This window comes from Staphylococcus gallinarum (assembly GCF_000875895.1).
GTDB lineage: Bacteria > Bacillota > Bacilli > Staphylococcales > Staphylococcaceae > Staphylococcus > Staphylococcus gallinarum.
Map to the genome: position 1 here is coordinate 232,804 of NZ_JXCF01000256.1, position 18,414 is coordinate 251,217.

16 protein-coding genes are annotated in these 18,414 nt (G+C 34.3%); 4 read left to right on the forward strand and 12 right to left on the reverse strand.

Annotated features, from left to right (window positions below):
- Positions 1–11 precede the first annotated feature (11 nt).
- Entirely contained in the window at positions 12–1,634 is a 1,623-nt protein-coding gene (locus SH09_RS15355; protein ID WP_042740464.1) for a BCCT family transporter, read from the reverse strand.
- A gap of 532 nt (positions 1,635–2,166) precedes the next feature.
- On the opposite strand from SH09_RS15355, the gene SH09_RS15360 reads away from it, so the two are divergent.
- Positions 2,167–2,886 carry a class I SAM-dependent methyltransferase gene (locus SH09_RS15360; RefSeq protein WP_042740465.1) on the forward strand — a complete coding sequence of 240 codons (720 nt, stop codon included), beginning with the start codon at positions 2,167–2,169 and terminating at the stop codon, positions 2,884–2,886.
- 128 nt (positions 2,887–3,014) lie between these two features.
- Positions 3,015–3,905 carry a fructose bisphosphate aldolase gene (locus tag SH09_RS15365; RefSeq protein ID WP_042740466.1) on the forward strand — a complete coding sequence of 297 codons (891 nt, stop codon included), beginning with the start codon at positions 3,015–3,017 and terminating at the stop codon, positions 3,903–3,905.
- Between the two features lie 281 nt (positions 3,906–4,186).
- On the opposite strand, the gene SH09_RS15370 is transcribed toward SH09_RS15365, so the two are convergent.
- From SH09_RS15370 to SH09_RS15395, 6 genes are all read right to left on the reverse strand, one after another.
- Positions 4,187–5,575: an APC family permease gene (locus SH09_RS15370; RefSeq protein WP_042740467.1), complete on the reverse strand. Its 1,389-nt coding sequence runs from the start codon at positions 5,573–5,575 to the stop codon at positions 4,187–4,189.
- Positions 5,576–5,722: 147 nt separating this feature from the next.
- Positions 5,723–7,099, reverse strand: a complete 1,377-nt coding sequence (locus SH09_RS15375) for an NAD-dependent succinate-semialdehyde dehydrogenase (protein WP_042740468.1) — start codon at positions 7,097–7,099, stop codon at positions 5,723–5,725.
- A gap of 76 nt (positions 7,100–7,175) precedes the next feature.
- Positions 7,176–8,489: a 4-aminobutyrate--2-oxoglutarate transaminase gene (gene gabT, locus SH09_RS15380; protein WP_042740469.1), complete on the reverse strand. Its 1,314-nt coding sequence runs from the start codon at positions 8,487–8,489 to the stop codon at positions 7,176–7,178.
- Between the two features lie 106 nt (positions 8,490–8,595).
- Positions 8,596–9,981: a MocR-like transcriptional regulator GabR gene (gene gabR / locus SH09_RS15385; RefSeq protein ID WP_042740470.1), complete on the reverse strand. Its 1,386-nt coding sequence runs from the start codon at positions 9,979–9,981 to the stop codon at positions 8,596–8,598.
- 560 nt (positions 9,982–10,541) lie between these two features.
- The gene (gene cls, locus SH09_RS15390) at positions 10,542–12,026 is read right to left on the reverse strand and encodes a cardiolipin synthase (RefSeq protein WP_042740471.1); all 1,485 of its coding nucleotides are present in this window, start codon (positions 12,024–12,026) and stop codon (positions 10,542–10,544) included.
- A 151-nt stretch (positions 12,027–12,177) separates the two neighbouring features.
- Entirely contained in the window at positions 12,178–13,362 is a 1,185-nt protein-coding gene (locus tag SH09_RS15395) for a CynX/NimT family MFS transporter (protein ID WP_042740472.1), read from the reverse strand.
- Between the two features lie 88 nt (positions 13,363–13,450).
- Between SH09_RS15395 and SH09_RS15400 the strand changes: the two genes are divergently transcribed.
- Positions 13,451–13,996, forward strand: coding sequence for a helix-turn-helix domain-containing protein (locus SH09_RS15400; protein WP_042740473.1), 546 nt, complete (start codon positions 13,451–13,453; stop codon positions 13,994–13,996).
- Between the two features lie 87 nt (positions 13,997–14,083).
- Here the strand turns inward: SH09_RS15400 and SH09_RS15405 are convergent, their stop codons facing one another.
- From SH09_RS15405 to SH09_RS15420, 4 genes are read right to left on the reverse strand one after another with little or no spacing between them, the layout of a single operon-like run.
- Positions 14,084–14,539, reverse strand: a complete 456-nt coding sequence (locus tag SH09_RS15405) for a PNPOx family protein (RefSeq protein ID WP_042740474.1) — start codon at positions 14,537–14,539, stop codon at positions 14,084–14,086.
- Between the two features lie 18 nt (positions 14,540–14,557).
- Positions 14,558–14,785 (reverse strand): non-oxidative hydroxyarylic acid decarboxylases subunit D, encoded by a 228-nt coding sequence (locus SH09_RS15410; RefSeq protein ID WP_042740475.1) that lies wholly within the window; start codon positions 14,783–14,785, stop codon positions 14,558–14,560.
- 1 nt (position 14,786) lies between these two features.
- Complete coding sequence (locus SH09_RS15415) at positions 14,787–16,217, reverse strand: non-oxidative hydroxyarylic acid decarboxylases subunit C (RefSeq protein WP_042740476.1); 1,431 nt, start codon at positions 16,215–16,217, stop codon at positions 14,787–14,789.
- Positions 16,218–16,233: 16 nt separating this feature from the next.
- Positions 16,234–16,827, reverse strand: a complete 594-nt coding sequence (locus SH09_RS15420; RefSeq protein ID WP_042740477.1) for a UbiX family flavin prenyltransferase — start codon at positions 16,825–16,827, stop codon at positions 16,234–16,236.
- 106 nt (positions 16,828–16,933) lie between these two features.
- Here SH09_RS15420 and SH09_RS15425 point away from each other — a divergent pair, with 106 nt between their 5' ends.
- Complete coding sequence (locus SH09_RS15425; RefSeq protein WP_042740478.1) at positions 16,934–17,815, forward strand: LysR family transcriptional regulator; 882 nt, start codon at positions 16,934–16,936, stop codon at positions 17,813–17,815.
- A gap of 81 nt (positions 17,816–17,896) precedes the next feature.
- Here SH09_RS15425 and SH09_RS15430 read toward each other — a convergent pair whose 3' ends face one another.
- A complete protein-coding gene (locus tag SH09_RS15430; RefSeq protein ID WP_042740479.1) occupies positions 17,897–18,319 on the reverse strand; it encodes a VOC family protein in 423 nt (140 codons plus the stop codon).
- Positions 18,320–18,414 lie beyond the last annotated feature (95 nt).

Consider the following 18,414-nt stretch of genomic DNA (forward strand, 5'->3'; position numbering starts at 1 on the left):
TAAAAAACAGATTATAAATTATCGTCTTCTTCTTTTTCTTTAACTTGAATAATTCTCAATGAACGACGTTCTACTTCACGATATTTATCCGCACGTCTTTCGAGTTTCAGCCTATCTCCCTCTAATGTTCGCATAAATGAAATCATCATGATTACAAATATAGCAATCAGCGGCACACTAGCTAATATAGATGCCGTCTTCAAGACATCTAACGCATGTTCTCCACCAACAAGCATTAATGAATATGGTAATAAACTCAATGCAAATGCCCAGAATAATCTGTTAGCACGTAAAGGTTCACCGATAACATGCTTCTGCGTAGCAGCTGCTAAGATATATGATGCTGAGTCAAATGTTGTTACCAAGAATAAGAATGCTGCGATTAAGAATAAAATAATTGTTAAGTTCGGGAATGGTAATTGATGCATAACTTCAATAATCGTTGATTCTGCACTATGGCTATTCAAGAAATTAATTACATTAAATTGACCTGAAATTTGCAGATAAACTGCATAGTTTCCGAAAATACCAAAGAACATCATACAACCTAACGTACCATAACCTATTGTTCCTAAAATAATTTCTTTCAATGTTCGACCTTTTGAGATACGGGCAATGAATAAACCAATAAATGGCGCATAAACTATCCACCACGACCAATAGAATATTGTCCATTGTTGTGGGAAATTTGTATCTTTACGTCCATCAATACCGCCAAACGGTTCAAGCCAAGTCGCCATTTGGAAGAAGTTTTTCAACATATCACCAAATGATGTCACTGTAGTTTCCATAATAAATACCGTCGGACCTACAATAAAGACAAACGCTAATAATAATAGTGAAATCCAGACGTTCACATCACTGAGCACTTGAATTCCTTTCTTCAATCCACTATATGAACTGATACCAAATACAAGTGTAATCAATAATAATATAATGGTGCGCATAACCATATTATGACCATCTAGACCAGTCAATCTTTCAATTCCTGCTGAAATTAATGGCACACCTAATGCTAGTGATGTTGCTGCACCACCTAATAAACCAAAGATAAATACAATATCAACTAATTTACCTAAGAATTTATCAGTTTGCCCCTTTAGTATCGGACGACAAGCCTGACTTATTTTGAAAATTGGTTTTTTCTTAATAAATACTAAGTAACCAATTGGTAACGCCGGTAATACATAAATTGACCAGGCAATAGGTCCCCAGTGGAACATCCCATATGTAGTTGCGTACTCTAATGCACTATCTGTCATACCTTTTCCATCATGTGGTGGCACTTGATAATAATACGCCCACTCAATGATACCCCAATATAATATATCTGAGCCGATACCAGCACAGAATAACATTGAAGCCCAACTGAAGTTATTAAATTCAGGCTTATCTGTAGCCTTACCTAATGTGACATTTCCATATTTACCAAATGCTATATATAGCACAAAACCAAAAATTACTAATCCAAGTAATAAATATACCGAGCCAAGAGAATTCGAAACTGCTTTGTTTAAGTTAGTGATAACTTCTTGGCTTGCTTTAGGAAACACAATCATAGGAATAACTGCAAATAACAATACAACAACTGTCCCTATAAAAGTGGTCCAATCCATAACTCTATTTTTTTTCACTTTTGAGCACTCCTCATAATTGAATAGTATGTAAAAGTTTAACGAAATTCGCGTCCATTTTTGCTAAACCATTTAATTATTCACATTCATGAGCCTAACGAACTTTAAATAATAATGCAAATTACATTCAAAAAACACAATTCAAAAAGATGAATAATTATATAAATGTAATTATTTATCATCTTTAGAAAATCGCCACAATCACAGTGTTAAATTTAAACTTAACAAAATGAACAAATCTTACAAACTTAACATTGTGTATTTTTATGCACTTATTACGTATAAATATTTGTTTATATTTTTTTATTTTGCGGCATAAAAAAACAGAATATTTTAATAAATTAGCCCCTATCAACAAATAATAACTCATAGAATAGCGCATGAATTTTATGACTTAATTATTCTATAACTGACAGTCAAAATAACAGTATGATTCACCCTATTTAAAAGTAATTCTATAAACAAACTTTTTTATACCAATACTATATAATAGAAGAAAGACAGATAATTATTAAAATTAAAGGAGCTTACAATGACCAAAAAAAATATTATTAATTATTGGGATAAACGCGCCGCATCATTTAGCACTGATAAAGTAGCCGAATTAGAAAGTCACCATGCCCAAAAATGGCTCAATGAAATAAGTAGAATTAAAAAAATAAAACCCGGCATGCGTATTTTAGATATTGGAACTGGAGCAGGATTTTTAGCAATTCTTTGTGCTCAAGCAGGCGGAACTGTATGTGGTATCGACCTTTCCCCAGATATGATTAAAGCTGCTCAAGAGAATAAGCAAAAATTCAATCAGCAAGTCACATTTGAAGTTATGGATGCAGAACAATTATTGTTTGAAGATTGCACGTTCGATCTTGTTATTGCGCGAAATGTGACCTGGTTATTGCCTAATACTGCCAAGGCATATTCAGAATGGTTACGTGTGTTAAAAGTAGACGGTACATTAATTAACATTGATGCAGATTACGGTAATACATCCTTTGAATCTTATAGTGACATTCCTAATGATCATGCACATCATAAACTAGGTGAACAAATGCTTCATGAAAGTGAAACATTAAAGAACGGAATCTCAATCAATTCATACCGTCGCCCTCATTATGACCAAACGGTTTTAACACAACTTGGTTTATCATCTATTCATGTCGATGAAACTGTTTACCAACGTATTTATCAAGAGCAAGATCAATTTTATAATCCTACCCCTATATTTTTAATTGCCGTCACAAAATCCTGACTTTAAAGTTAAAGTTATTACAGTTCGTGGATATTTTATGACAGTTATCGTATCAAAGTGTTAACGGCTTGCGTTCTAACACAATTTTTATCATACTATAGTTGAAATAAGTAAAAGGAGTGGTAAGAATGAACAAAGAACAATTGGATAAAGTGAAAAATGGTAAAGGCTTCATCGCTGCATTAGACCAAAGTGGCGGCAGCACACCTAAAGCGCTTAGTGATTATGGCGTTACTGAAGATCAATATAATAGTGAAGACGAAATGTTTAAACTTGTTCACGATATGCGTACACGTATCGTTTCATCACCTGCCTTCACTTCAGATAAAATTGTAGGGGCTATTCTTTTCGAACAAACGATGGATCGTGAAGTCGAAGGTAAGCATACTGGAGATTACTTAGCTGACAAAGGAATTGTACCATTCTTGAAAGTTGATAAAGGTTTGGCTGACGAACAAGATGGTGTACAAGTTATGAAACCTATTCCTGATTTAGATGCATTATTAAGCCGAGCTAATGATCATAAGATTTTCGGTACAAAAATGCGTTCAAATATCCTTAAATTCAACAAAGATGGTATAGATTCAGTTGTTAAACAACAATTTGATATTGCTAAACAAATAATTGCTGCAGGCCTTGTACCAATTATTGAACCAGAGGTTAATATTCACTCTGAAGACAAGGCAGAAATCGAAGCTTATTTAGCAGAAGCAATCGCTAAAGAGTTAGACAACTTAACAGAAGATCAATTAGTGATGTTGAAATTATCAATTCCTACAAATGCAAATCAATATGAATCATTAATCAATCATCCAAACGTAGTACGTGTTGTTGCTCTATCTGGTGGATATAGTAGAGAGGATGCTAATGCATTACTTAAACAAAATAATGGTTTAATCGCAAGCTTCTCTCGTGCATTAATCAATGATCTAAATGTAAATCAATCAGATGAAGAGTTCGATAAAGTTTTAGGTGACACAATCGATTCTATCTATGATGCATCAGTTAATAAAGGGTAATCGTTGAACTGCAAACTATTGATTGTCGATACTCATTTCCCAGGAAATGAAAAGCACTGTAAATCAATAGACAATTTTAAATATGCGTTCTGTTTGAGACATAAATAGTTCAGATTCAAATAAAAACGTCATTTTCTGTTTTATTATAGAAATTGACGTTTTTTCATGAGCATGATATATGCATAGATTAAGTCAGCATAAATAATTATAATAACACGAAAAAGTCGATTGAACTCATTGCTCAATCGACTTTTTCTATGATTCAATTCCTATCAAAGCTACTATTGCTCTTGATTTTTCGTAAATGCTACATGCTCATCACTGTGTTTACGACTACCTTGTGTCATGTATAATACGAGTGCAATTAAATACCAAGCTATAACAATCAACCATTCTGATGGCCAAGAAAGTGAAGAAGGCATTCCAGGCATATAAATTAATAAGAATCCCACACTTAAAACAATGGCCACTATACCTACAAACATACCATTTCTAATATGATATGGACGTTTTAAATCTGGCTGTGATTTACGTAGTTTAATAAATGAAATCGCTACTAATAAGTATCCTAATACTACTCCGATACCGCCTGCATTGACAATCCAAACTAATGCTGGACGTCCAAGAAGTGGTGCTACAAAGGCAAGTACTCCTAAAAAGATAATACCGTGTGTTGGTGTTTTATATTTAGGATGAATATAAGCAAACCATTTGGGAATCATACCATTATTTGCCATTGCATATAAGATACGACTACCACCTATAATAAAAGCATTCCAACTAGTAATAATACCTGCGACACCACCTAATACAAGTAACACCCCAAAGCCACTGTGTCCAAAAAGATTAACCATTGCATCAGCAGTTGCCAAATTACTTGTCGTAAGTGCTTTTGGCGATAGTCCAGCAGCTACACCAAAGACAATTAATAAATAAAAAATCACAGAGGCGATAATGGATAATATTAAAATACCTCCAACTTTCTTAGAAGGTGCCTTAACCTCCTCGGCAATCTGTGGAATAACATCAAACCCGACAAATAAAAATGGGATCATCATAAGTACTGACATCGTACCACCAAGCCCATTTTCAAATGGTGTTAAATGACTAAAGTTACCGTTAAATCCTGCACCAAATACGAGCAATAGACCTACTGCAACAATAAAAATAGTAAAGACGGTTTGCATAATTGCAGCTGGTTTTACACCAAAGTAATTTAATGATGTTAATATAATGCTACCTACAGATCCAATTAACACCCATGTAAAATAAACATCCCATCCTGCAATGTTCCACATCAAACCTTGATGTTTAAATGGGATGACATAGTCAATAACGGTAGGCAGTGCCACCGCTTCAAATGTAATCACTGAAACATAACCAAATAGTACAGACCAACCTGAAATAAATGCAATCCCCGGTGAAAATGCCTTCTTTACAAATACAAAGCCACCTCCTGTTTCCGGGATTGCAGAAGCAAGTTCTGCATATGTTAAACCGATCACGATGACCAATATACCACCAATGACAAATGCAATAATACTACCAACAAAGCCTGCAGTTGACACCCATTCTCCAGATAAGACAACCCATCCCCATCCTAACATGGCGCCTATCGCTAAAAATAAGACATCTACTACATTCATTGTTTTATTAAATTGTGATTTCATCAGCATACCCCTTTTAATGAATTTAAAATTTAATATGTGAGAATAGGTTGAAATGACCTAAGTTTTGCATGTCACTCCAACCTATTCACATTCAAACTACATTAATGCTAATAAAGTAGTTGTTACTACAAAATTTTAAAATGTAATCTATAATCCAACTGATAAATATTTAGTTTCTAAGTAAGGCTCAATACCCTCTGTTCCACCTTCTCGACCATATCCACTTTCTTTTAGACCACCAAATGGCGCATGTGCAGCAGAAGGACCACCGTCATTCCATCCAATCACACCATAGTCAAGTTCATTAAATAATTTCAAACCTGTTCGATAATCATTAGTGAAGAAATACGATGCTAACCCAAATTCAGTATCATTTGCGATGCCAATAACTTCATCTAAATCTTCATATGTCATTACTGGCGCTATCGGACCAAAGGTTTCTTCGAACATCGGTTTCATCTCTAACGTTGCATTGGAAATGACGACTGGCTTTAAGAAATTACCGCCAAGTGATTTAATTTCGTCAACACTTCTTGATAACGTTGCACCCTTCGCTTCACAATCTGTAATATGTGTTAAGACTTTTTCTACTGCTTCATTATCGATCAATGGTCCAATATCTACTTCTTCCAATCCATTACCAATAGTTAATGCATGCACTTTATCAGTAAGTTTTTGAACATATTCATCCGCAATCGCTTTATGCACAAAAATTCTATTAGCACAAATACACGTTTGACCAGCATTTCTAAATTTAGAAGCAATCGTCCCATCCACTGCAGCATCTATATCAGCGTCTTTGTGCACGATAAACGGTGCCAATCCACCTAGTTCCATCGTCGCATTTTTAACTGTGTCAGCAGATTGTTCGATTAACTTTTTACCAACACCAGTAGAACCTGTAAATGTTACTTTATTAATTCTTGGATGTTTAGTGAAGATGTCTCCTGCATCTCTACCTGAAGCGATAATATAAGAAATGGCATCTTCTGGTATACCTGCCTCATGTGCTAGTTCCACTAACTTAATTGTTGTTAATGGTGTTTTAACTGCGGGTTTACAAACAATCGTACATCCAGCCGCTAATGCTGGTGCCATTTTTCGAGTAATCATAGCTGCAGGAAAATTCCATGGTGTAATTGCACCTACAACGCCAACTGGGAATTTATCAACGACAATCTTTTTTGATGAAGTATTTGCTGGTATTGTACGACCATATACACGTTTGGCTTCTTCTGCATACCATTTCACATATGAATTAGCATATACAATTTCACCTTTAGCTTCAGCTAATGGTTTACCACCTTCAAGTGTTACTAATTTCGCTAATTCATCTTGATGTTCATCTATTAATTCAGCCCATTTAAATAATTTTGCTGAGCGCTCATGTGCATCGACAAACCGCCATGTTTGAAACGCATTGTATGCACGTTCAATCTTTGCATCAATGTCTTCATGGCTTGTATAGTCTATACTTTCGATGACTTCATTTGTAGCAGGGTTCAATACATCTAATTGTGTCATTTTGAATCTCTCCTCTTGATAAAATAATTTCATAGCACTACTATGCCATACCCTTTTTGAAAAATATTTTACTGCTTTACGATGGTTGTGTAGAGGCTACTTTTGCAAATGCATCTTGTAAGATCTTTAACCCAGTGTTTAACTCATCATCAGTAATTACTAATGGGGCCAAGAAACGAATGACATTCCCTTTTATACCTGCAGACAATAATAGCAAGCCGTGCTCATTTGCCGTTTTTACTATTTTGCTTGTAAGTACTTTGTCAGGTTCTCCTGTTTCTGGATTAATAATCTCCATTGCTACCATTGCACCTAGTCGTCTAATTGGACCAATACTGTCATAAGTGTGCGTTAATTCTTGTAAGAATTGTTCGATATTATGACCTAATGTCTCTGCTTTTTCATTAAGTTGTTCTTTTTCAATAATTTCGATAACTTTTAATGCGGCTTCACATGCTAACGGATTACCAGCATACGTACCTCCTAATTCACCTGGGTTTGCGCTATCCACTATTTCCGCTTTACCTACAACACCACTGAGTGGAAATCCTGCCGCTAATGATTTGGAAACTGTCATTAAATCTGGTTCAACGTCAAAGTGCTCTATTGCAAAGGTTTTACCTGTTCTTGCAAAACCTGTTTGAATCTCATCTGCCACAAATACAATACCGTTAGACTCACAAATTGCTTTCACAGCCTGCACAAATTTACGATCCGGAATTATAAATCCACCCTCACCTTGTACAGGCTCCATAACAATACAAGCAACTTCACTAGGATCTACTGTTTCAATAAAGAAATCATGTAACTTTTGAATAACTTGATCTACGTATTCTGCATTAGAAAGTGTATTAGGCTTTTCTGAAACATTTGGATAGGGTGCTTGATATACTTCAGGCGCAAATGGACCAAAACCATACTTGTATGGTCTAACCTTACTCGTCATAGACATTGTCAAATTTGTTCGTCCATGAAACCCTCTAACGAATGAAACTACTGCTTGTCTGCCAGTATATTTTCTAGCTATCTTCACGGCGTTTTCCACTGCTTCTGCGCCAGAATTTAAAAGAATGCTCTTTTTAGCAAAGTTACCTGGTGTAATTTCTGCTAATTTTTGTGCTAATTTTAAGTAACTTTCATACATAATGACATTAAAACCAGGATGTATAAATTTATCTAATTGTTCCTTTAAGTGTTTCGTAATCTCAGGGTGTGTGTGACCAACATTTAATGTGCCAATTGCACCTGCAAAATCAATAAAAGTATTGCCTTCGATGTCTTTAATCGTTGCGCCACTTGCTGTATCTGCTACATGTAAATTACCGTTTCCTACCCCTCTAGCTACATATTGTTCACGTATTGTCTTATAATATTCGAATTGTTCAGTCATAATTAGCCCCCTTAACCTTTCGATAAAGTATTATCGTTATCTAAAAATTTAAAATATAGTTGGTATTGTGTAAAGTACCAGTTTTTTATAAAATAATGGAACCAGTTTAACCGAGCAATACTTTTTTAAGACAACGAACCGCGTCATCAAGCTGTTCAATCTTTATTTTTGAAAACCCTATAATCAACGTTTTAACACCATTATTTTCTTCAAGCGCTTTCACAATGAAACGATTAATCGTATATAATTCTAACTTGGCCTCTTTAGCACGTTGCTCTATTTCCTCATATGTAAATGGTGATTTCACATCAATCATAAAATGCAATCCCGCTTCGGTATCTTTAATATTCACCTTATCTTGAAATGCTTGTTGTAACGCTACTATTAATTGCTCTCTTTTTCTGCCATAGTGCTGGTGCATCTTTTTCACGTACTTTTCATAATATCCTTCTTTAATCATAAGATTAAGTGTCAGTGCATTTAACATAGAAAAATCAGGTATCATATCGAAGTTATGCGTTTCAAATTTTTGCACAAGTGCAGGTGGTAGAATCATATAACTCAGTCTTAATCCTGGCATCAATGTTTTTGAAAATGTCCCCAAATATATCACACTTTCATTTTTATCAAAGCTATATAATGACGGAATATTATCTGTCTGATATTTGAACTCACTATCATAATCATCTTCTATAATATAACTATTGGTTGTACTCGCCCAATTCAATAAATCAATTCTTCTCGAGACAGGCATGATAATACCAGTCGGAAATTGGTGTGATGGTGTCACAATAACTGCATCTGGTTGTGTTGCATTAATTTGATTAATGGATATACCTTTTCCATCCAATTCAAGTGGAATTGTTGTTGTTCCTCCTTCATTTAACAAATTACGGAATCTAGAATATCCTGGATTTTCGACGCCAATTTTCACCTCAGTAGGTAACAGTTGCATTAAGCGTTTCAACAAAGTGTTTGTGCCAGATCCTATAATAATTTGTTCTGGATGACACTGGATACCTCGTTGATAAGAAACGAGTTTAGCAATTGATTGACGTAATTCAATCGGCCCCTTAATATTTGGAATTGCTGATAAGTAATATTCATAATTATCAAATACACGTTTCAGTAACTTAGTCCAAACATCTACCGGAAATTCAGACATATCCGTGCTCATATGAGAAAAGGAATATTCATATAATTGTGGCTTGCCTTCTTTATACTGCCCTAATGTCTTTTGTGCATCTGGGTCAACAATAAGTTGATCTAGCGGTTCGATAAAATAACCCTTACGTTCTTTGGCATATATATAACCTTCTGCTAATAACTGTTCATATGCTGATTTCACACTGTTAACACTTACATTTAAAGTTTCTGCCATTCCCCTTTTAGATGGCAACTTTTCGTGACTTTCATATTTAAAGGATAAAATATCTTCCTTTAATCGCGTATAAATTTGCCGATAAATATATTGATTTGTTTCACCTTGCATACAAATCCTCCCCTTGAAATACCTTATAATTAAACAATTATACACATAGTTAGAATACATTGATAAATAAATATAAATGCTTTAACACATTTTGGAAAATTGTTTGAGTAAAAAAGGAATTGAATAAGATAGTGAAAAAGGACAAATGCTCCCGAAATTGGACAGACGTTGCTTTAATTACATTGATTGAATAGTAAAAAGTAACTTACTTCGTTATTGTTGTCACTTTCAACAGCTAAGTATTGTGTGAGACTGTTGAGCTATAAGGATGCATGTCGAGGTCAAGGGAATGACCCAATGCCTTAGGTCAATGAAGGTTAACAATACTCAGTTTTATTATAACGACAACCACCCCGAAAGATTCTATCTTTCGGGGTGGTTGTTTCTCCATCATTTATATCTCAAATTATTTCATTATCGAAGTTTTTCACAATAACAATACATGCTTTCAAACAAATATTTCATCTTCCATCTCAAAGCATAGCTAAGAAGATGAATACTTTTTAGCGCATATGAACTAAATCAAATCTGTTGCAGCAATCCTATACACTATGTACAGCTTAAAGAATTGGTGATGCTAATTTAGCAATGGATTGTTTGAATTTAATCCAATTTGAACGTTGTTCATATCTTTCAATTGTTAAAGCTTTAGATACCTTTAAATCTTCAAAAAATGCTTCCTTCAATTGTTTAGCAACATTTTCATCATACATAAAGGCATTAATTTCAAAGTTTAATTCAAAACTGCGTATATCCATATTTGAAGAACCCACACTTGATACTTCGTCGTCAATAATCATCATCTTAGAATGAATAAAGCCATTTTCATAGGTATAAACCTTAACACCATCTCTAATCAATTGTGCGACACTCGTAATGGTTGCCCAATATACAAACATGTGATCAGGCTTATTAGGAATGATTAATTGTACATCGACACCCGACTTGGCGGCGATTCGTAGTGCATTAATATAACCTTTGTCCGGAATAAAGTACGGGCTATGCATGTAAATTGATTTCTTCGCATTCATAATCATCTTCATATAGCCAAATTCAATTTGATGCCAATTATCACTCGGTGCACTCACTGCCATTTGCATCGATACGTCGCCACCTTGATTAGCATTATCTGGGAAATATTTGTCATTATACTCTAATTGTTCACGTTTAGCTTGTGAATTCCAATCATGTATAAAGCTCAATTGCAATGCATCGACACCATCGCCTCTAACTTTTAAGTGAGTGTCTCTCCAATAACCAAATTTATCATTCAAACCAAGATATTCGTCACCAATATTAAATCCACCTACATAACCCATTTGACCGTCAATAACTACAATCTTACGATGGTTACGGTTATTTACTCTAAAGTTTATGAATGGAATTTTAGCTTGGAAAAATGCTTCAACCTGCCCACCAAGCTGTTGAAACTTCTTGAAATTAGATTTATGAACTGTCTTAGAACCGACTGCATCATATAATAATTTAACTTCTAGACCCTGTTCTAATTTTTCTTCAAGTATATCGATAATTTCCGTGCCGAGCCCATCAAGTTCTAAAACATAGTATTCCATATGAATATATGTTTGTGCATTGCGCAAGTCCTCTTTCATTTGTCGATATAATTCATGACCATCCGTAAAAATTTCAACTTTATTATTGTTACTTAAAAACGAAGGTTCTTTAGTCATGAGTGTTTGTGCAATATCCGCATGCTTTCTGACAATCGGATTATCTGAATTTTCGATATGGTTCGTTGAATCGTCTAATTGTTTCTTAACGCGTTCTAAAGCATCATCTATTTGATTATGTTGGAAGCCTTTTTCCCTTTTTTTCCTAACAGCACGTCCAAAGAATATATATGCTATAAATCCTAAGATAGGCATTACAAATAATAAGAATAACCATGCCCATGTTGCTGTCGCATCTCTACGGTCTCTATCTAAAAATACGACAATAAGTGCAAGCACTATATTCATCACAAAGAAAAATGCGAGCACACCGCGATAAATCGGACTAACACTAGCATCAAATATTAACTGCATAATTTCACCCCGTGGTCTAAGTTTTTAATAAAATAATGATTAACTTTCCCCATTACTTTAAATCATAAACCATGCTATTTTCAATATTAGTTACTAATAATAAGCAAGAAATTGCTATATCTGTATATAGGAGCAAGATTAATCATCCAAGCTATTTTTTTAGTGACTGTTCAATCGTACGGTTTCGCCCTGCTTGAGAACCAAATAACGTTAAGCCAATAGCTGTAATTAATAGAATAGCTAATGAGGCATACCATTCTCCTGTCATATCATGTAGGATACCAAATAACAATGGACCTAGTGCTGCAAATAGATAACCAATAGATTGCGCCATACCTGACAATTTCGCTGCAGTTTGTCCTTCTTCTGTTCTCAAACTAAAGAACGTATTAACTAATCCAAAAGCAAGACCACCAGCTACACCTATGAGTATTGTAGAAACAATTGCATACTTAGGTATAAACAACATAATTGCTACACCAATCACAAATAATATACCTGTAAAGCATGTTAGGCCAAACTGTGACTTCATTTTTGTAGCAAATATTGGTGTTATAAAGGTAAATGGTATGATAGCAATCTGCATTACAGATAAATACAGTCCTGCCTCATGTACGGATAAACCACTTTGCGATAGATATACCGGCATCCAATTTATTAATGAATAGAAGATGAGTGATTGTCCGCCCATCAATATAGTTATTTGCCATGATAATGGTGATTTCCATACATTAATATTACTTTCATTATATGTCTTAGTTAATTGTTCCTTCCCCTTTAATTGTACTGACCAAATCACTATTGTTATCAGGGTTACAATTCCTATGAGACCTAAAGCAATATTATAATTAAACGTCTTTACGAGTGGTGCAGTTGTATACGAAGACAGTCCACCAAATACATTCATTACAACGGTATAATAACCAGTCATAATACCAATACGTAGCGGAAACTTGGTCTTTATAACTGCTGGTGCGAGTACATTACCGAAACCTACACCAATACCGATGAGTATAGTCCCTATGTACAGCCAAGATACACCTGTGATCGAACGTACTACCACGCCTATAAAGATAAGACACAATGCTCCAAATATGGTCTGTTCCAAACCGAATCGATAGCTTGTTTTAGCAGCAACTAACGAAATAACTGCAAATGATAATAACGGTACTACAGTGATTACACTTACTGCACTATTTGATAACATCAAATCTTCTTTTATATTGGGTAATGCTACACCTACTGAGGTGATTGGCGCCCTCAGATTAGCGCCCACTAGTAATACACTTATAAATAACAACCAATTAAACGGTTGTAATGAACGACTCTTATCCATTTAAACCACCTTTAGTAGAGATATTTTTTAAAAACAACACACTATATGGTACAATACGTACGTAATATTGTAAATAGGAGCGATTGAAGTGTATAATATTCAGAATATAGTGGCACAAAACATTGCCAATTACCGCAAACGCCACCAACTTAGTTTAGAGAAGCTATCTACGCTAACTGGTGTTAGTAAAAACATGCTAAGTCAAATTGAAAAGGGCGTTTCTAATCCGACCATCACTACTTTATGGAAAATTGCTAACGGCCTACATTTGTCTTTATCTCAGCTCACTGCCGAAAGTGAGAATGATATCGACTTTATCGATGAAACAGATATTATCCCAATCAAAGATGATAAAGTAACAATTTATCCATATTTTCCTTATGATGAGCATAAAAAATTTGAAATGTTCAAAATGGAAATACGAGGTAACGGCAAAATGACTTCTGCAGCACACCATCAACATTCAGAAGAATACATTATCGTTAATACTGGTGTACTAGAAATCGAAGTAAATAACCAAATATATTCAATTAACCATAATCAAGCCTTACGATTCAAAAGTGATGTACCACACACATACAGAAACCCACAAGACACACCTGTGAATTTCACTGCTACAATTTATTATCAATAAACCCGCTTCGACTTAGTTCTTTAAAACAAAAATAAACATACAATAAGACTTTCACTAATTACTTGAAATGTCTTATTGTATGTTTAATTAATCATGTAGTAACTCAGTCACTGTTGCTCGCCAACGTAATACAGTGTCTTTAGGATTACGTAATTGAATGGATATACCTGAAGTTATATCCGCATACTTTGCACTATCTATCTTTATATTGCGAATTTCACCTTCAAATTTTAGCCTATCATCATTCCCCTCAAATTGTGATTGATATTCTCGAACACTTAGTTCAATATAATAAACTTGTTGATCATAAACAAATACAATGTTCGCTTTACCATTTAAGCGTAATCCTTGTACTGTTGTAGTATTTGGCCACAATGCAAAGCGCAAATGTTCCATATCAATTGCAACAATTTCTCCTACACTTAGCATTGCCGTATGTGGGTATCCGTCAATGGTTACAGTCTGAAAGATGAACACTATATCTTGTTTTTCCTCTAAATGACTTCCATTAAATAATTTATAGACTATTTTGGGCATAACCATATACTCTATAACCTCCTATTACTTACCTTTCAAATTTGGGATAGGCGGTATTTGATCTAGCTGCGTAAATGTCTCTGGTCTTAATTTAAAATCGGGATTATATTTTTCTGGATTAGTGATGTGTTCACTTTCTGTATTACGCCATGAGAATGTACAAGTATCACAAATATAAACTTCCCATGCATCATCTTTAGGCGCCTTAGTTAATAAATTCACACTTTTCGATTCACATCTTGGACAAATCATATTAATCTTCCTTCCTATTCACCATATTATCTAGAATTTCTCTCCATTTATCAGTATCTTCTGGTGTACCTAGCAATTCAGTATCGCGTGCCTTATCAGCCCCTACAGGTGTTGTAGCATCAATTACTAACTTTGTATGCATACCAGCCGGTTCTGAAGATGGATCTAAAGGCATGCCCGGCGCATGTGGTACTTTAAATACGTCTTTATCGGGTCTCACTCTGGTTGTTAATGCCCACATTACTTGCTCTAAATTAAATGGATCAACAAACTCATCTACAATAATGGCAATTTTTGTGTAAGGCATGCCATGTGGTGTTGATAGCAAACGCATTGCTACAGCTTTCCCATAGCCACCAAGTCTTGATTTTGTTGAAACTATTGCGCCGATACCATGTGTATACATTGCGTTAACTGCTTCTACCTCTGGAAAATCCCTTTTAAGTTGTTTATATAATGGTAAGCTCGTATTCAAAGCAATTAGATAATCAATTTCAGTCCATGGCATACCAAGATATAAATTTTCAAAAATAGGATTATCTCTATGAGTGATTTTTGTAATTTTAACTACTGGTTGTTGTCTTGATCCAGAATAACTACCTGGAAACTCACCAAATGGTCCTTCAATCTCACGTTTTCGTGGTTCAATATAACCTTCCAAAACAATTTCACTTCTCGCAGGTATGTCTAAATGACCGTCTTCCGTTTTTGTTAATTCAATAGGTTCACCTTTAAGTGCCCCAGCAAAATCATATTCGGATTGTACGTATTCAATTGGAGTACTAGCCATAAAACTAAGTACAGGATCATTACCTAAACAAATAGCAATCGGTAATGGTTCATCACGTTCTTCAGCATGTTGTAAATGCACTGCAATGTCATGAAATGGTAAAGGTTGTATACCTACCTTATCCTTTCCTTTAACTTGAACACGATAAGTTCCTGCGTTTTGTTCTTCATAATTATCTGGTTTATCTGGATCTTTACTCACAATCAAGGCTTTTGATAAATAATAACCTGCATCATATTCATTGATTCTGAATAAAGGTAATACATCAAATAAGTTAATTCCGTCTTCCTCTGAAATTATGTTCTCTTTAACTGGGGATTGCTCTCGTTCAATCCATTTTGGCTTAATTGGATATTTTTCCCATTTTTCTTTTAAAGCAAAAAACTGATCCTTAATGGAAGTATTTTTAGGTAAATTCAACATCAATGCATGATTTTGCCAACTTCCATGTACATTTAATACTACTGGCGTATGATAACCTCTAACATTCTCTACTAGTACAGCTGGCGCACTATCTAAATCCGGTGCATTACGCCCTATAGCACTTAAATCCGGTTCAGGCATAACTTCATCAGTTATTTTAACTAACTGCTGTTCTTTTTCTAATACTTTTAAAAATCCTCTTAAATCTTGATATGCCATTATTAACTTCCTTTCTTTATGTTATAGCTCTTTTTAAATTTCTCTTTTTAAAACCTGTCCATATTTTATCTTCAGGCAATTGATGAATGTTAAATTGAGATAATAATCGAAATACAATATGATCTATCATTTCATTTAAATCTAAAGGATGATTGTAAAATGCGGGCATTGGAGGAAAAATAGATACACCCATTTGCGATAGTTTTAGCATATGTTCTAGATGAATAGCATTCAATGGTGTTTCCCTAGTCATCAATAATAATTGTTTACGCTCTTTCAATATGACATCTGCCGCACGAGTAATAAGATTATCGGCAAGACCTAAACTTATTGAAGCTAAAGATTTCATACTACATGGAGCAACAATCATGCCATCAATATTAAAAGATCCACTAGAAATTGCAGCGCCTAAATCACTTGGGGAATAAGAATAATCAGCTATTGATTTCACTTCATCAACGCTATACTCTGTTTCCTCAACAATAGTAGTAACAGCCCACTTAGACAATACTAAATGCGTTTCAACATCTTCTACCTGATTTAATACTTCTAATAAACGAATGCCAAATATTGCACCCGTAGCTCCGGAAATACCTATTATCAATTTCATGTAAAAGACTCCTTTCATTCATTAGTATAAATCGACATACTATAATACAATAAATATATATTAAATATATATTAGATACTTTTTGAGTATTAAAAGGAGTGGCAAAATGGAATTAAGACATTTACGTTATTTTTTAGCAATTGCCAAAGCAGGGAGTATCTCAAGTGCAGCAGAGATATTACACATCGCTCAACCGCCTTTAAGTAGACAATTAAAAGATTTGGAAAGAGAATTAGGATTTGAATTATTTGAAAGAAATAAGAAAAGAAAGGTACAACTCACTGATCAAGGGCGATTTTTTGTTAATAAAGCACAACTCATCTTGAATACAATAGATGATTCAGTAATGGAGACCCAAGAATTCCATGAGCAGGTAGAGCAATCATTAGCTATCGGTACTACAATATATAGTTCAAATAAAATGTTTGAACAGATTGAACAGTTCAAACAACTATATACAGATGTTCGTTTTAACATTTGGGAATCTGATAGCATTAATATTATTAAACTTTTAAATGAACGAAAATTAGATATCGCTTATATCAACGAAACCATACAAAACAATACTATACACAGCAAACATATTCACACCGACCAGTGTGTATGTATTATCCCTCAAAACATAGCACAACATATAACAGAAGAGATAATTTCATTAGAAGTATTAGCTCAGTTACCACTAGTTTTATTAATCTCTGATACAGAGTCAGGACTCCACAAACAGATACTCAATACTTTTCATGCTCATCAACTTTCAGCAAATATATTGTGCGAATGCCATGATTCATCAATATTAATGCAAATATTATCAAAAGGATTTGGTGTGACCATCTTACCTTATAATTCAATTACGCCTGATATTTTAGATCATTATGTAGTAAAGGAAATTGAAGGTCATCCATGGACCACAACAACTAATTTAATTTGGCGTAAAAATAGTTATCTCCCTAAAATGGTACAAGCTTTTCTACATCAACATGATGATTAAAATTACGGTCAATCATGCTATTACCACAAAAATGACGGAAATCAAAAACATGATTTCCGTCAACTTAGTTATCTCATTATTTTATTGTTCATTTTGTGGATATGTGTAATTTAAATCCCAACCAATATTGTATTTATCAACTAGTTTGGCATATTTTGCACCCCAAAACATATCTGCAAGTTCAATATAAACTTGGGCGTCTTCCTTTAACTGCTCATAGGCCGTTGTTACAGCTTCTTCACTATCAAATTCTAATACAATATAAACATTTCTATCCTTTATAGCCGCTTGGTCATTTTTCGGAATATCAGACAACATAAATGTTTGACCATCAATATCTAATTGCGAATGTATAATACGGTCTGGATCGTCTGCTGACGTTTCATTAGCTTCGCCATAGGTCATTATGCCCTTTATATTTCCGTCTAACGCTTTACTATAAAAGTCTAGCGCTTCTTTACAGTTTCCATTAAAAAATAAATATGGTGTGACATTTTGCAACATAAAACCCACTCCTTTGTGATAATTTATTTTAAATGTTGCATTATATCCTTACCCATTTAACATTAATAATCACCTAATATTTCCAATATTTATCC

Coding starts and splice junctions, on each gene's coding strand:
- SH09_RS15360 (WP_042740465.1), top strand. CDS start 2,167: ATGACCAAAAAAAATATTATTAATTATTGGGATAAACGCGCCGCATCA.
- SH09_RS15365 (WP_042740466.1), top strand. CDS start 3,015: ATGAACAAAGAACAATTGGATAAAGTGAAAAATGGTAAAGGCTTCATC.
- SH09_RS15370 (WP_042740467.1), bottom strand. CDS start 5,575: ATGAAATCACAATTTAATAAAACAATGAATGTAGTAGATGTCTTATTT.
- SH09_RS15375 (WP_042740468.1), bottom strand. CDS start 7,099: ATGACACAATTAGATGTATTGAACCCTGCTACAAATGAAGTCATCGAA.
- gabT (WP_042740469.1), bottom strand. CDS start 8,489: ATGACTGAACAATTCGAATATTATAAGACAATACGTGAACAATATGTA.
- gabR (WP_042740470.1), bottom strand. CDS start 9,981: ATGCAAGGTGAAACAAATCAATATATTTATCGGCAAATTTATACGCGA.
- cls (WP_042740471.1), bottom strand. CDS start 12,026: ATGCAGTTAATATTTGATGCTAGTGTTAGTCCGATTTATCGCGGTGTG.
- SH09_RS15395 (WP_042740472.1), bottom strand. CDS start 13,362: ATGGATAAGAGTCGTTCATTACAACCGTTTAATTGGTTGTTATTTATA.
- SH09_RS15405 (WP_042740474.1), bottom strand. CDS start 14,539: ATGGTTATGCCCAAAATAGTCTATAAATTATTTAATGGAAGTCATTTA.
- SH09_RS15410 (WP_042740475.1), bottom strand. CDS start 14,785: ATGATTTGTCCAAGATGTGAATCGAAAAGTGTGAATTTATTAACTAAG.
- SH09_RS15415 (WP_042740476.1), bottom strand. CDS start 16,217: ATGGCATATCAAGATTTAAGAGGATTTTTAAAAGTATTAGAAAAAGAA.
- SH09_RS15420 (WP_042740477.1), bottom strand. CDS start 16,827: ATGAAATTGATAATAGGTATTTCCGGAGCTACGGGTGCAATATTTGGC.
- SH09_RS15425 (WP_042740478.1), top strand. CDS start 16,934: ATGGAATTAAGACATTTACGTTATTTTTTAGCAATTGCCAAAGCAGGG.
- SH09_RS15430 (WP_042740479.1), bottom strand. CDS start 18,319: ATGTTGCAAAATGTCACACCATATTTATTTTTTAATGGAAACTGTAAA.